General features: G+C 63.9%; 10 protein-coding genes. 9 read left to right on the plus strand and 1 reads right to left on the minus strand.

The window, feature by feature from the left end; translation table 11 throughout:
• The first annotated feature begins 48 nt into the window (after positions 1 to 48).
• Genes LMTR13_RS05375 through LMTR13_RS05390 form a run of 4 tightly spaced genes read left to right on the plus strand, consistent with a single transcriptional unit; the run spans position 49 to position 4465 of the window.
• Positions 49 to 1227, plus strand: a complete 1179-nt coding sequence (locus LMTR13_RS05375) for a thiolase family protein (RefSeq protein ID WP_065726982.1) — start codon at positions 49 to 51, stop codon at positions 1225 to 1227.
• On the plus strand, positions 1224 to 2465 hold the full coding sequence (locus LMTR13_RS05380; RefSeq protein ID WP_065726983.1) for an SDR family NAD(P)-dependent oxidoreductase: 1242 nt from the start codon (positions 1224 to 1226) through the stop codon (positions 2463 to 2465). Before LMTR13_RS05375 ends, LMTR13_RS05380 begins: the two co-directional genes overlap by 4 nt.
• A 29-nt stretch (positions 2466 to 2494) precedes the next feature.
• Positions 2495 to 3280, plus strand: a complete 786-nt coding sequence (locus tag LMTR13_RS05385; protein WP_065726984.1) for a cyclase family protein — start codon at positions 2495 to 2497, stop codon at positions 3278 to 3280.
• 27 nt (positions 3281 to 3307) lie between these two features.
• Positions 3308 to 4465 carry an ABC transporter substrate-binding protein gene (locus LMTR13_RS05390; RefSeq protein WP_065726985.1) on the plus strand — a complete coding sequence of 386 codons (1158 nt, stop codon included), beginning with the start codon at positions 3308 to 3310 and terminating at the stop codon, positions 4463 to 4465.
• A 22-nt stretch (positions 4466 to 4487) separates the two neighbouring features.
• Here LMTR13_RS05390 and LMTR13_RS05395 read toward each other — a convergent pair whose 3' ends face one another.
• On the minus strand, positions 4488 to 6110 hold the full coding sequence (locus LMTR13_RS05395) for an AMP-binding protein (RefSeq protein WP_065726986.1): 1623 nt from the start codon (positions 6108 to 6110) through the stop codon (positions 4488 to 4490).
• A 179-nt stretch (positions 6111 to 6289) separates the two neighbouring features.
• Here LMTR13_RS05395 and LMTR13_RS05400 point away from each other — a divergent pair, with 179 nt between their 5' ends.
• The 5 genes from LMTR13_RS05400 to pgm all read left to right on the plus strand — a co-directional run bounded on the left by LMTR13_RS05400 (position 6290) and on the right by pgm (position 13036).
• Positions 6290 to 7930, plus strand: coding sequence for an ATP-dependent acyl-CoA ligase (locus LMTR13_RS05400; protein ID WP_065726987.1), 1641 nt, complete (start codon positions 6290 to 6292; stop codon positions 7928 to 7930).
• 359 nt (positions 7931 to 8289) lie between these two features.
• Positions 8290 to 9264 (plus strand): TRAP transporter substrate-binding protein, encoded by a 975-nt coding sequence (locus tag LMTR13_RS05405; protein ID WP_156795443.1) that lies wholly within the window; start codon positions 8290 to 8292, stop codon positions 9262 to 9264.
• A 186-nt stretch (positions 9265 to 9450) separates the two neighbouring features.
• On the plus strand, positions 9451 to 10008 hold the full coding sequence (locus tag LMTR13_RS05410; protein ID WP_065726989.1) for a TRAP transporter small permease subunit: 558 nt from the start codon (positions 9451 to 9453) through the stop codon (positions 10006 to 10008).
• Between the two features lies 1 nt (position 10009).
• Positions 10010 to 11317 (plus strand): TRAP transporter large permease, encoded by a 1308-nt coding sequence (locus tag LMTR13_RS05415; RefSeq protein ID WP_065726990.1) that lies wholly within the window; start codon positions 10010 to 10012, stop codon positions 11315 to 11317.
• Between the two features lie 78 nt (positions 11318 to 11395).
• Positions 11396 to 13036: a phosphoglucomutase (alpha-D-glucose-1,6-bisphosphate-dependent) gene (gene pgm, locus LMTR13_RS05420; protein WP_065726991.1), complete on the plus strand. Its 1641-nt coding sequence runs from the start codon at positions 11396 to 11398 to the stop codon at positions 13034 to 13036.
• Positions 13037 to 13181: the final 145 nt, after the last annotated feature.

Consider the following 13181-nt stretch of genomic DNA (forward strand, 5'->3'; position numbering starts at 1 on the left):
GTCAAATTGACCGCACTCTGAGCGGGCTCACAGGAATCCGGCGGTCCGATGCAGAACTCCATCCGAACACCTTACGATCGGGTCGTGATGGCAGTTCCGGTGACGATCCCGTACGTGCGCTACTCGATCGAGAGCGCGCAATGGTGGATCGGCCGCGCGCTGAAGGCGCTGGTCGATGGCGCCGGGATCACGCCGCGCGACGTCGACGGATTCTGCATTTCGAGTTTCACGGCGGGGCTCGACAGCGGGATCGGGCTCACCCAGCATTTCGGTCTCTGCGTGCGGTGGATCGATACCATTCCGCTCGGCGGTGCGAGCGCGATTGCCGCGCTGCGCCGCGCCGCGCGGGCGGTGCAGGCGGGCGACGCGCGCATCGTGGCCTGCGTGGCTGGAGATACCAACCACGTCGATTCCTTCCGCTCGACGCTGGAAAACTTTTCGCGCTTCAACCAGGATGCCGTCTATCCCTATGGCGCAGGCGGCGCCAATGCGAGCTTTGCGCTGATCGCGCGCAACTACATGCGAACGTTCGGCGCGCGGCGCGAGGATTTCGGCAAGATCGCCGTTACCCAGCGCAGCAACGCGCTCCGCAACCCCAACGCCCTTATGAAGACGCCGCTGACCATCGAGCAATACATGTCGGCGCGACCGATCGCCGATCCGATCCATCTGTTCGATTGCGTGATGCCGTGCGCCGGCGCGGAGGCTTTCCTTGTAATGGGCGAGGATGTCGCCGCATCCCTGAAATTGCCCGCCGCCAAAATTCTCGCCACGATCGAGCGCCACAATGCGTTCGGCGACGACCCCGTTCAGGTGCGGGGCGGATGGGCGATGGACGTCGACGAACTCTACGCAATGGCGGGCGTCAAGCCCGATGATCTCGATTTCGTCGAGACCTACGACGATTACCCTGTGATCTCGATGATGCAGTTCGAGGACCTCGGCTTCTGCCGGAAGGGGGAGGGACCGGATTTCGTTCGGCAGCACGACCTGACGATCGACGGCAGCTTCCCGCACAACACTTCCGGCGGCCAGCTCTCGGTCGGGCAGGCCGGCGCGGGCGGCGCCTATCTCGGCGTGGTCGAGGCGCTGCGCCAGGTTCTCGGGCAGGCCGGTCCGACGCAGGTCAGGGATGCGCGCATCGGATTGGCGTCGGGCTTCGGAATGATCAACTATGATCGCGGCCTCGCCTCGGGCGCGGCGATCCTCGCGGGACCGGGCGCATGATCGAGCCGATCGCACAACCGCGCCGGAAGAACCCTTTACAGCGGACGCGGCTCCCGACCTCGCCGCCGCGTGCGCGAAGCCGCGCATCGCACGGCTTCACACGGGCAGCCGCCGAAGGCCGCTTTATGCTGCAGCGCTGCGGCGCCTGCGGAACATTCTGCTATCCGGCGCGCGATGCATGCCCTGCATGCCTTTCTGCCGATCTCGCCTTCATGGACGCGCCGCGACGCGGCACGCTTTTGTCGGAAACCACGCTGCACGTCCCGGCGGACGTGCACTTCCGCGAGCGGGCGCCCTGGCGCGTCGGTCTGGTCGCGATGGACTGCGGGCCGAAACTGGTGACACACCTGCACGCCGATTGCGAAGAAGGCGGGCCTGTCGTGATGTCCTTCCAATTGGACAAAAGCGGGCAGGCTGTGGCCTTCGCACACCCCGAACGTGAGACTCCCGACATGACGGACGACAGGCAATGGCGTGAGATGACGGCCGATCCAAAATTCCGGCGCATTCTCGTAACCAACGGGCGGAGCATCGTCGGCCAAGAAGTGGTGGGCGCACTGAAGGCCGCCGGCGCATCGATCGTGTTCGTCGGCGTCGCCGAGCCGTGGAAGCCGTTCCGCGGCGAGGATGCGTTGCGGGCGCTGGAAGGCGTCGAGATCGTCCCGCTCGATATCGGCGACGAGAAGTCGGTCGCCGATCTGGCGGCCGATATCGGCGGCAAGGTCGATATCCTCGTCAACACCACCGAACATGTCCGCGCCGGCGGGCTGCTCGATCGGCAAGGCACCAGCGTCGTGCGCGACGAGATCGACCAGAGCTATCTCGGCTTCGTGCATCTGGCGCAGGCGTTCGGACCGGCGATGCGGATGCGAGGCTCTGACGGCGTCAACAGCGCCGCCGCCTGGGTCAATATCCTGTCGGTCTATGCGCTGGCGAACTGGCCGGTGTTTGGCGCCTACTCGGCGTCGCAGGCCGCCTGTCTCTCGCTGTCGCATTGCCTGCGGGCGGAGCTTCGGCCCGGCGGCGTCAAGGTGGTGAACGTGTTCACGGGCCCGCTCGATATCGAATGGTTCCAGACGGTGCCGCCGCCGAAGGTGGCGCCCCGCACGGTGGCGAGTGCGATCGTGTCGGCGCTCAAACGCGGGCTTGAGGATGTGTTCGTGGGCGATGTTGCGGAAGATATTCGCCAGCGCCTGGCGGCGAACCCCAAGGCGGTCGAGCGTGAACTCGGGGCGTAGGCGGGCTTGTTGAGAACGGGAGAAGCGTAATGGACAGCAACAGTCTCATGCAGTTTGCCGGCTCGGTTGCATCCGGCGCGGTCCGTGTCGTCGATCTGACCTTCACCCTCAGTCCCGATTTTCCGGTCATCGTGCTGCCGCCGGAGTTCGGGCAGGCCGCGCCGGTCCGTATTCAGCAGATTTCGCGTTACGACGCGAATGGTCCTGCCTGGTACTGGAACAATCTCACCTTCGGCGAGCACACCGGCACGCATTTCGACGCGCCGATCCACTGGTTCACCGGCAAGGACCTGCCGAACAATGCGGTCGACACGCTGCCGGTGCGCGACATGATCGCGCCGGCTTGCGTGATCGATTGCTCGGCGCAAGCCGCAAAGGATGCGGATTTCCTTTTGACGATCCCGGTCGTTGAAGCCTGGGAAAAAAGCCACGGACGGATCCCCGAGCGACACTGGGTGCTGCTGCGCACCGACTGGTCGAAGAAAGGTTGGCGCGACTACGCCAATCTGAAGGACGACGGCGCGCACACGCCCGGACCGGATGCCGCCGTGATGCGCTGGCTCGTCGAGGAGCGTGGCGTGATTGGCTTTGGCACTGAGACGATCGGCACCGATGCCGGCCAGGCCGGGCATCTCGATCCTCCGTATCCGGCGCATCATTTCCTTCACGGCAGCGGACGTTACGGCCTGCAGTGCCTGTGCAATCTCGATCAGCTCCCGGCGACCGGTGCCGTGATCGTGGCCGCACCGCTCAAAATCCAGAATGGCTCCGGCAGCCCGCTGCGCGTGCTTGCGCTGGTGCCCGGGCAGGGCTGAATCTTTTCGTCGACATCGAGTGACATCATGAACAAGAAAAAGACTTTGTTGATCGGCGCCGCGCTCTTGCTCGGCGCCTATACGCCGGCGCATGCCGAAATCCTCGTTGGTTTCGTCACCGGCCTGAGTGGACCGGTGTCCTCGATCGGCGTGCCGAACGCCAAGGGACTGGCCGCGGGCCAGGCCCATGTCGGCGAGATCGATGGGGAGAAAGTCCGTGTCATCCAGCTCGATGACGGCTCGGATCCGGCCGCCTCGACGCGCAATGCCCGCAAGCTGGTCGAGCAGGAAAAGGTCGATTTCCTGATCGGCACGTCAGGCGCGCCGCAAACGTTGGCGATGGCGACCGCGGCCATCGAGATGAAGGTCCCGATGGTGGCGGTCTCGCCGATCGCGCCAGTGCCGGCCGGAGAGGGCGGGCCGTGGGTGGTGCAAACCCCGCAGCCGACGCCGCTGCTCGTCCAGGGTATCGTCGATCACATGAAGAGCCGCAACGTGAAGAGCGTGGCCTTCATCGGCTTCTCCGACGCCTTTGGCGACCTTATGTATAATTCGCTGCTGCAAAGCGCCGAGAAGGCCGACATCAAGGTGATCGCCAACGAACGTTATGCGCGCTCCGACAACTCGGTCACTGCGCAGGTGCTACGTGCAGTCTCCTTGCGTCCCGATGCGATCATGCTCGGCGGCACCGGAACGCCCGGCGCGTTGCCCGTGATCGCGCTGTCCGAGCGCGGTTACAAGGGGCCGCTCTACGGCAATCACGGCATGATCAGCGCGGATTTTTTGCGGCTTGCCGGTAAATCCGCCGAGGGCATCATCTGCCCGACCGGGCCGGTCACGGCAGGCGAACAGCTTCCCGAGAGCAATCCGATCCGCAAGGTCGTTCTCGCATTCCGTGCCGCCTATGAGAAAGCCAATGGCGAGGCGCCGGCTGACGCGTTCTCTCCCTATGCCTTCGATGGCTGGCTGGTGTTCATGGATGCCGCCAAACGTGCCAAGGCGACCGGAGCGACGCCCGGGACGCCGGCCTTTCGCAATGCGTTGCGCGAGGCGTTGTTCACGACCAAGGACGTGGTGGGTGCGCACGGCATCTATACCTATGCGCCGGCCGACCGTCACGGCGTCGATACCCGCGCGCGAATCCTCGTCCAGATCGAAAACGGAAAATACAAGCTGCTGCCGTGACGGCGGCAGCCAGCGAAGACGCTCAGCCGTGGCGCAGCTTCGCCTTCAGTGCGCGCATGTCGATCGCGCGATGGGCGCTGACGGCGGCAGCCGCCAATGTCTTGATCTCGCCTCGGGCGAGCTTGCGGGTTGACGACAACGGAAGTTCGTCGACGATGGCGACGTAGCCGGGCACCTTGTGATAGGCGAGGCGTTCGGCGCAGGTTTTGACGATCGAAGCCGCGAGCTCGGCTGCATCGTCGACATCCGCGTTCGGCACGATGAAAGCAAAAACCTCTTCACCGCGGATGTCGTCGGGAACGGGCGTCACCGCGCAGCCGCCGATGCGCGTGTCCATGTAAAGCGCGCTCTCGACCTCGAGCACGCCGATGTTCTCGCCGCTGCGCCGCACGATGGTCTTCTTGCGATCGAAGAAATACAGAAGGCCGTCTTCGTCAGCGAACACCAGATCGCCGGTGTGGAACCAGCCGTCCTGCCACGCCGCTTCGGTGGCCTCCTCGTCCTTCAAGTAACCGCTGAAGAAGCCAGCCCGGGCATTGTCGCCCTTGGCGCGGACCAGTAACTCGCCGGGTTTTCCTGGCGCGACATCGGCGCCTTGATCGTCAGCCAGGCGATACTCCATGCCTTCCGACGGCCGGCCAACGCAGCGCGCGCCAAATCCCGCGGGCTCACGGGCGGTGGTCGTCGCCGCCGCACCGCCGGTCTCGGTCATGGCCCAGGCCTCGACGATGGGGATGCGGTAACGCTCCTCGAAGGTGGCACGATGGCGGACGTCGACGCCGGGCGCGAAGGCGAAGCGCACCCGATGCTGTCGTTCCACTTCAGTTGCAGGCAGTTGCAGCAGAATGGCCGGGATGACGCCGAGACAATGCACGACGGTGGCACCGCTATCGGCGACGCACTGCCACCAGCGATTGGCGTGGAAGCGGTCGAGCGGAACTACCGCGCCACCGAGCATCATCATGCCGACGGCGCTGCAGCCGAGCGCGTTCATGTGAAACATCGGCAACGGCGTCAGGTTGATCTCGCGGTCTGGCTGCAGTTCAGCCACGCCGCCCTGTGCGAGGTACCAGTCGGCGACCTGCAGGAAATAGCGGTTCGAGAGCATGCAGCCCTTTGGCTTGCCGGTGCTGCCCGAAGTGAACAGCAGCGCGCATTCATCATTGAACTCCGGGCTTTGGCCACTGACGTTCGTCCGGCACGGCGGGATGCGGCTGTCGGTATCGATCAGGCGGGCACGTCCGAGTGCTGCATCTTTCGTCACGTGGATGCGATCGAGCGTCGCAACGAGCAGGTCGGCTTCCGACAGCTCGAGCTGGAAGGACAGTTCGTCGGGGCGTACGTCGGGATTGATCGGAACGATCGAAACCCCGAGCGCATTGAGCGCGAGCCAATGCAGAAAGAAAGCCGGACGATTTTCGAGCAGCAAGGCGACCCGCGCGCCGCGTCCATAGCCGGCGGCCGCGTATTCGGCTCGTAGACGCTCGACCTCGGCCTTGAACGCGCCGTATTCGATCTTGAATCCTTCCGGTGCGTAGGGCAGTTGCGCACTCGCAGGCGCAAGCAGGAACGGCGCGTCCGGCCGCCTTGCGGCCGTGGCCGCGAAAGCATCGGATGGCGATCGATACGGAATGTTGAGACTCATTGCGGGCGTCGCTCCCATTCATGTCCTGCCGCCGGACGGAAGTCTGCACACAGCTTTGCTGCAGCGGCCTTCGTGGAATACTTTAAGCCTAAACTATATTGCCGGCCAATAGCGATCTATCGCAGACCGGCCTGGCGAGCCTTGGAAGTTGGCCTTGGAAGTAGGCGTTGGAGGTACGTATGCAGGCAGGTGATGGCAGCGCGGCCGGGCAGCGGGGTGCGTCGATCTGGCCGCAGGCGGCTGAGCGTTTCCCGCCGGCGGATCGAATTCTCTCGACTATTTTGACGCGGCAGGCCGCGCGGTACCGCGACCGCATGCTGTTTGTCTTTGGCGAAACGCGATGGAGCTACGCCGAGACGGTTTCGATCGCGGCTGCATCGGCCTCCCGCTTGCTGCAGGCAGGAATTAGCGCTGGCGACCGTGTTGGCCTGATGTGTTCGAACCGGCCGGAGTTTCTGGAAATCTATCTCGGCTGCGCCTGGATCGGCGCCGTGACCGTGCCGATCAACACCGCACTGCGCGGCATCCAGCTCAGCCACGTCCTGCGCGACTCCACGCCGAAGCTGCTGGCGATCGAGTCCTGTTTTATGCCGGCCATCGAAACGCTGGAAAAGGATGTTTCATCGCCGCAAATTGTCTGGACGATCGGAGAAGCCACTGCAGCTCCACTTGCGCCAGAATCGATCTTGCCGCTGCCTCCGCTCGGCGAAGAAGCGTCGCCCGCGGCCGCGCGGCCGGGCGACACGGTCGCGATCCTCTATACGTCGGGCACGACCGGGCCCTCCAAGGGCGTTTGCTGCCCGCAGGCCCAGATGTTCTGGTGGGGCGTCTATTCCGCACGCGCGCTCGGCATTCGCGAAGGCGATGTGCTATTCACGACGCTGCCGCTGTTCCATACCAACGCGCTGAACGCATTCTATCAGGCGCTCCTGAACGGCTGCACCTACGTGCTTGAGCCGAAATTCTCCGCCTCCGGCTTCTGGGCCGCGGCGCGTCGACATCAGGCGACGGTCGGCTATCTCCTCGGCGCAATGGCCGTGATGCTGCTGGGACAGCCGAAGTCCGCCGGCGACACCGCGCATTTCATGCGTGTCGCGCTCGGTGGCGGTGTCCCCGGCCAATTTCACGGTCCGTTTCTGGAGCGTTTCGGCGTGCCGCTGCTCGACGGCTATGCCTCGACCGAGACGAATTTTGTGTTCGCGAGCACGATCCCATCCGATCGCCCTGGCACAATGGGTTTTCTCGTCGAGGGCGCGGAGGCCCGCATCGTCAATCCCGACGACGAACCTCTCCCGGACGGCGAGGCCGGCGAGCTGTTGTTACGCGCGCGCGAGCCGCTCGCATTCTCGACGGGATATTTCGGTATGCCGGACAAGACGACCGAAGCCTGGCGAAATTTGTGGTTCCACACCGGCGACCGGGTGGTGCGCGATGCGGACGGCCATTACCGCTTCGTCGACCGGATGAAGGATTCAATCCGCCGGCGCGGCGAAAATGTCTCGTCCTGGGAGGTCGAGCAGGTGCTGCTCAAGCATCCCGCAATCGCCGCCTGCGCCGTCTATCCCCTGCCGTCCGAACTCGGCGAAGACGAGGTTGCGGCGGCCGTCCAGCTCGAACCCGGCCATGCGCCTGATCCCGTCGAGATCGTCAGGCATTGCGAGGGCAAGATGGCCTATTTCGCGATTCCGCGCTTTGTTCGGATCGTCACCGCAATGCCGCTGACCGAAAACGGCAAGATTCAAAAGGTCGCGCTGCGCGAGGCTGGGAGGACTCCCGACACCTGGGATCGCGACGTCGCGGGACACAAACTGCGTCGCTAGGATCAGGCGCGGGCCTGCTCCGTCGCGCGCTTTCGCGCACGCACAACGGAAGCCGGCGGGCCAAGTCTACCGGCAGTAACGCCGCGTCCGTAAGATCGTGTTCCGAGTGAGCATGCCAACAGCGTTCATTGAGGCTGCGTGCCTTATCCGGCTGCTTCATCGAAAATACGGTCGTAGTCTGCGATGATCACAATCGTCGCGATGATGTCGCATTGATGCCGGGGCAAGCGGTCGGCTGTCCGCGCAGCCCTCACAACCCAGATTTTCGGGCAGATGACACCCTTGCAAGCTTTGTCGCAAGCGGCGATGCTGCCCCTCGATCGTGAGGGGGGCGAAGGGGTCCCGCAATGGAGGGTTTTATGAAGCTGTTCGTGCGCGCATTCGCGGGTCTGCTCTTGGCGGGTGGCATCTCCGCCAGCGCTTCGGCGCAGACCAAATGGGATATGCCGACGCCCTATCCCGACGGCAATTTCCACACCAAGAACGTGATCCAGTTCGCCGCCGACGTCGACAAGGCGACCGGCGGTTCGCTCAAGATCCAGGTGCATTCGGCGGGGTCGCTGATCAAGCATCCGGAGATCAAGCGCGCCGTCCGCCAGGGCACTGCGCCGATCGGCGAGATTCTGGAGTCGCTCGTCGCCAACGAGGCGCCGGTCTACGGGCTCGATTCGGTGCCGTTCCTCGCCACCGGCTATGACGCTTCCAAAAAGCTCTATGCGGCGCAAAAGCCGTTCCTGGAGAAGCAACTCGCCTCGGAGGGGCTCGTGCTGCTCTATTCGGTGCCGTGGCCGCCGCAGGGTATCTATGCCAAGCGCACCATCACCAAGATCGAGGATCTGAAGGGCGTGAAATTCCGTACCTACAACCCCATGATCGGCCGCATCGCCGCACTCGCCGGCGCGATCCCGACCCAGATCGAGGTGCCTGATCTGCCGACCGCTTTTGCCACCGGCCGCGTCGATGTAATGATCACCTCGGCCTCCACCGGCGTCGATACCAAGGCGCAGGATTACCTCACCGACTATATCGACGCGGAGGGCTGGCTGCCGCGCAATATCGTTTTCGTGAACAAGGCCGCATTCGACAAGCTCTCGGCCGCCGAGCAAAAGGCGGTGACGGAGGCGGCAAAGGCCGCGGAAGAACGCGGCTGGAAGGCCTCGATCGAAGAAAAGAAGATCAAGACCGACGCGCTGAAGGCCGCCGGCATCAAGGTGAGTGAGCCGACGCCGGAGCTCAAGGCCGGGCTTCAGAAGATCGGTGCGACGATCGCCGCCGAATGGGAGAAGTCCGCGGGCGAAGATGGCGCGGCGATGCTGGCCGCGTATCGGAAGTAAGGCCGGACACCGCGTTGGTGCGCATGGCTAATCCTCTCCTTCCCTTAGGAGAGGGTTACGCCTGCGAACGCGCAGGCAGGTGTTAGATGAGGGATGGGATGTCGCAGGCCGGCGGATCAGAGCCGCCGTGCGCGAGGGTACTTCCCTTGGGCAGAGCGAGGCCGCGCGCCGGCAGAGGGGTCATCCATGCGTCTGTTTCTTGACACGCTTTACAGAATAGCGCTCTGGCTTGCTGCGCTTTGTCTTGCCACCATCGCCTCGATGGTCGGCGTGCAACTCGCCGCGCGCATACTCGACGGCGTCCTGGCGCTGGTCCATTTGCCAACCACTTCGTTCGTCATTCTCTCGCTCAACGAGATCTGCGGCTATCTGCTTGCCGCCGCCAGTTTCCTGGCACTCGCCGGCACGCTGAAGGCGGGCGTGCACATCCGCGTCACCATGGTGTTCGGTGCACTGAGCGAAGGCACGCGACGCTATGCCGAGATGGTCGCCTTCGCCGCTGCTGCAGCGGGCGTTGCCTATATGACGTGGAATCTCGCCAGCTTCGCCTGGGTGTCGTTCCAGTTCAACGAAGTCTCGACCGGCGTAATAAGGGTGCCGCTCTGCTATCCGCAGGCTGCGATGGCGCTTGGCGCCGCCATTCTCGCCATTGCGCTAACAGACGAACTCGTCATCGTGGCCCGCAGCGGCCGGCCGAGCTTCCGCCATGCGGAAGATGCCATCACCGTTGGCAAGGAAGGCTGAGATGTCTGTTCTCACCCTTTCGCTTGTGCTGATGCTCTTGCTGTTTGCGATCCTGGGCACGGGCGTATGGATCGCCATCGCGCTGGCGATGGTCGGTTTCGTCGCGATCCTGAGCAGCACCGCGACGCCGCCCGGTCAGGTGCTGGCAAGCTCGATGTGGGCCGCGTCGAATTCCTGGGACCTCACCGCGCTGCCGATGTTCATCTGGATGGGCGAGATTCTCTACCGGACGAAATTGCCGGAGGACATGTTCGCGGGACTGGCGCCATGGCTGCAGCGGCTACCCGGGCGTCTCCTGCATACAAATGTGGTCGGCTGCGCCATCTTTGCCGCGGTGTCGGGCTCCTCCGCGGCGACCTGCGCGACGATCGGCCGGATCGCGCTGCCTGAACTGCTCAAGCGCGGCTATGACGAGAAGATGGCGATCGGCACACTCGCCGGTTCCGGCACGCTCGGCCTGCTGATCCCGCCGTCCATCATCCTGATCGTCTATGCCACCGCCACCGACCAGTCGATTGCGCGATTGTTCATCGCCGGGGTGGTGCCCGGCATCATGCTGGCCGCCTTGTTCATGGGCTTTATTGCGGTCTGGGCGCTCATCAACAACTCGCGCATGCCGCCGCCGGAACCGGCCGTGCCTTTCCTGGAGCGGGTATATGCCTCGCGCCGGCTGATCCCCGTCACATTGCTGATCCTTGGCGTGATCGGCTCGATCTATGGCGGGCTCGCCTCGGCGACGGAAGCCGCCGTGGTCGGCGTTTTCCTGTCGCTGGCGCTGTCGTGGTGGTCGGACACACTCAACAAGACCAGCTTCATCGATGCGCTGCTGGCCGCCACCCGCACGAGCTGCATGATCGCATTCATCCTCGCTGGTGCGGCCTACCTGACCGCTGCGATGGGTTTCACCGGCATTCCGATCGTGCTCGCCGAATGGATCAGCGGCTTCAAGCTGCCGCCGTGGGCGCTGCTCACCGCGCTCACCGCTTTCTACATCGTGCTCGGCTGTTTCCTGGACGGTATCTCGATGGTGGTGCTCACCACCTCCATCATCATCCCGCTGGTGACCAAGGCCGGCTTCGACCTGATCTGGTTCGGAATCTATGTCGTACTGGTCGTGGAGATGGCGCAGATCACCCCACCGGTCGGTTTCAACCTCTACGTCCTGCAGGGCATGACCGGGCGCAATATCTTCACCATCGGGACCTATACGCTGCCTTTGTTCTTGCTGATGTGCCTGGCTGTGGCGCTGGTGGCGATGTTCCCCGGCATTGCGCTCTGGCTGCCCTCGACCATGTTCGATATGCGCTAGCTGTGCGTTGACACTCGCTTTGCCGCGGAAATCTCTTCCGGGTATATTGCAGAGACACCATCTCTTCTGTGAGGCCATGTGACTGCTCCCCATCCTGCCGCAGGCAAGCCGGTCGATCCCGCCTCCCTCGTCAACGTACCGCAACTGGTAACCGCTTACTTCGTGTCCAAACCGGATCCGTCCGATCCCACCCAGCGCGTTGCGTTCGGCACCTCGGGGCATCGCGGGACATCGCTGAAGAACTCGTTCAATGAAAACCATATCCTGGCGACGACGCAGGCGATCTGCGATCACCGCCGCGAGACGGGACTGACCGGTCCGCTGTTCATCGGCATCGATACCCATGCGCTGGCCGAGCCGGCGCTGGCGAGCGCGGTGGAGGTGTTTGCGGCAAACGGCATCGACATCATGATCGACGAGCGTGGCGGGTACACGCCGACGCCCGTCATCTCCCATGCGATTCTGAGCTACAACAAGGGCCGAACGAACGGACTTGCCGATGGCGTCGTCATCTCGCCCTCGCACAATCCGCCCGAGGATGGCGGGTACAAATACAACCCGCCGCATGGCGGCCCGGCCGACACCGACGTGACGGCCAAGGTCGAGAAGGCTGCCAATACCTACATCGAAGCAGACATGAAGGGCGTTGCGCGGATGCCGTATGAGCGCGCCCGGAAGGCGCCATCGACGCATCTGCACGACTACATCCGTCCCTATGTCGCCGATCTCGGCAATGCCGTGGACATGCCGCTGATCAAGTCAGCCGGCGTAAAGATCGGGATCGATCCGTTGGGCGGCGCCGCCGTTCACTACTGGCAGCCGCTGATCGAGCATTACGGGATCAACGCAACTGTCGTGAACGATGCCGTCGACCCAACCTTTCGTTTCATGACGGCGGACTGGGATGGAAAGATCCGCATGGATTGTTCCTCTCCGTTCGCGATGGCAAGCCTGATCCAGATGCGCGACAGGTTCGACGTCGCCTTCGCCAACGATACCGATGCCGATCGGCACGGCATCGTGACCCGCACCGGCGGCCTGATGAATCCGAACCATTTTCTCGCGGCTGCGATCGCGTACCTGTTCGCGCATCGGCCGCAATGGGGCAGCGAGGCCGCCATCGGCAAGACCATCGTCTCCAGTTCGATCATCGATCGCGTCGCCAAGAAGCTGAACCGCAAGCTGGTCGAGACCCCGGTCGGTTTCAAATGGTTTGTCGAAGGCCTTGGCTCCGGCGCCTTCGGATTCGCGGGCGAGGAAAGCGCCGGGGCGTCGTTCCTCAAGCGCGACGGCTCAGTCTGGACGACCGACAAGGACGGCATCGTGATGGGGCTGCTCGCCGCCGAAATCCTCGGTCGCACCGGCCGCGATCCGAGCCAGCTGTTTGCTGCCCTGACCGCCGAACTTGGCGTGCCCTTCTATGAGCGCATCGACGTGCCAGCAACGCCCAAACAGAAGAGCGCGCTAAAGGCACTCGGGCCGGAGCAGCTCAACATGCACCAGCTTGCCGGTGAACCGGTCAGCGCGACTCGGACCCGGGCGCCGGGTAACGATCAATCGTTTGGTGGTATCAAGGTCGAGTCCGAGGCGGGATGGTTCGCCGCGCGGCCGTCGGGCACCGAAGACGTCTACAAGATCTATGCCGAGAGTTTCCGGGACCAGAATCACCTGAAGGCGATTCAGCAGGATGCCCAGCGGGCCATCGCAAAGGCTTTCTGACTGCCGCGGTGAGGCAGATTGGGCGATTCGTAACTGGAAATACCTGACTGCCGCGGAACGACGGAAGATTATTGCGCCCGGCTGCGCCGGGCTGCACCAGTTCGGCACAGCCTGGAACTCCGGGGCGGAATTTCAGGTCCCGTTG

Origin of the sequence: Bradyrhizobium icense, from assembly GCF_001693385.1 — a bacterium.
GTDB lineage: Bacteria > Pseudomonadota > Alphaproteobacteria > Rhizobiales > Xanthobacteraceae > Bradyrhizobium > Bradyrhizobium icense.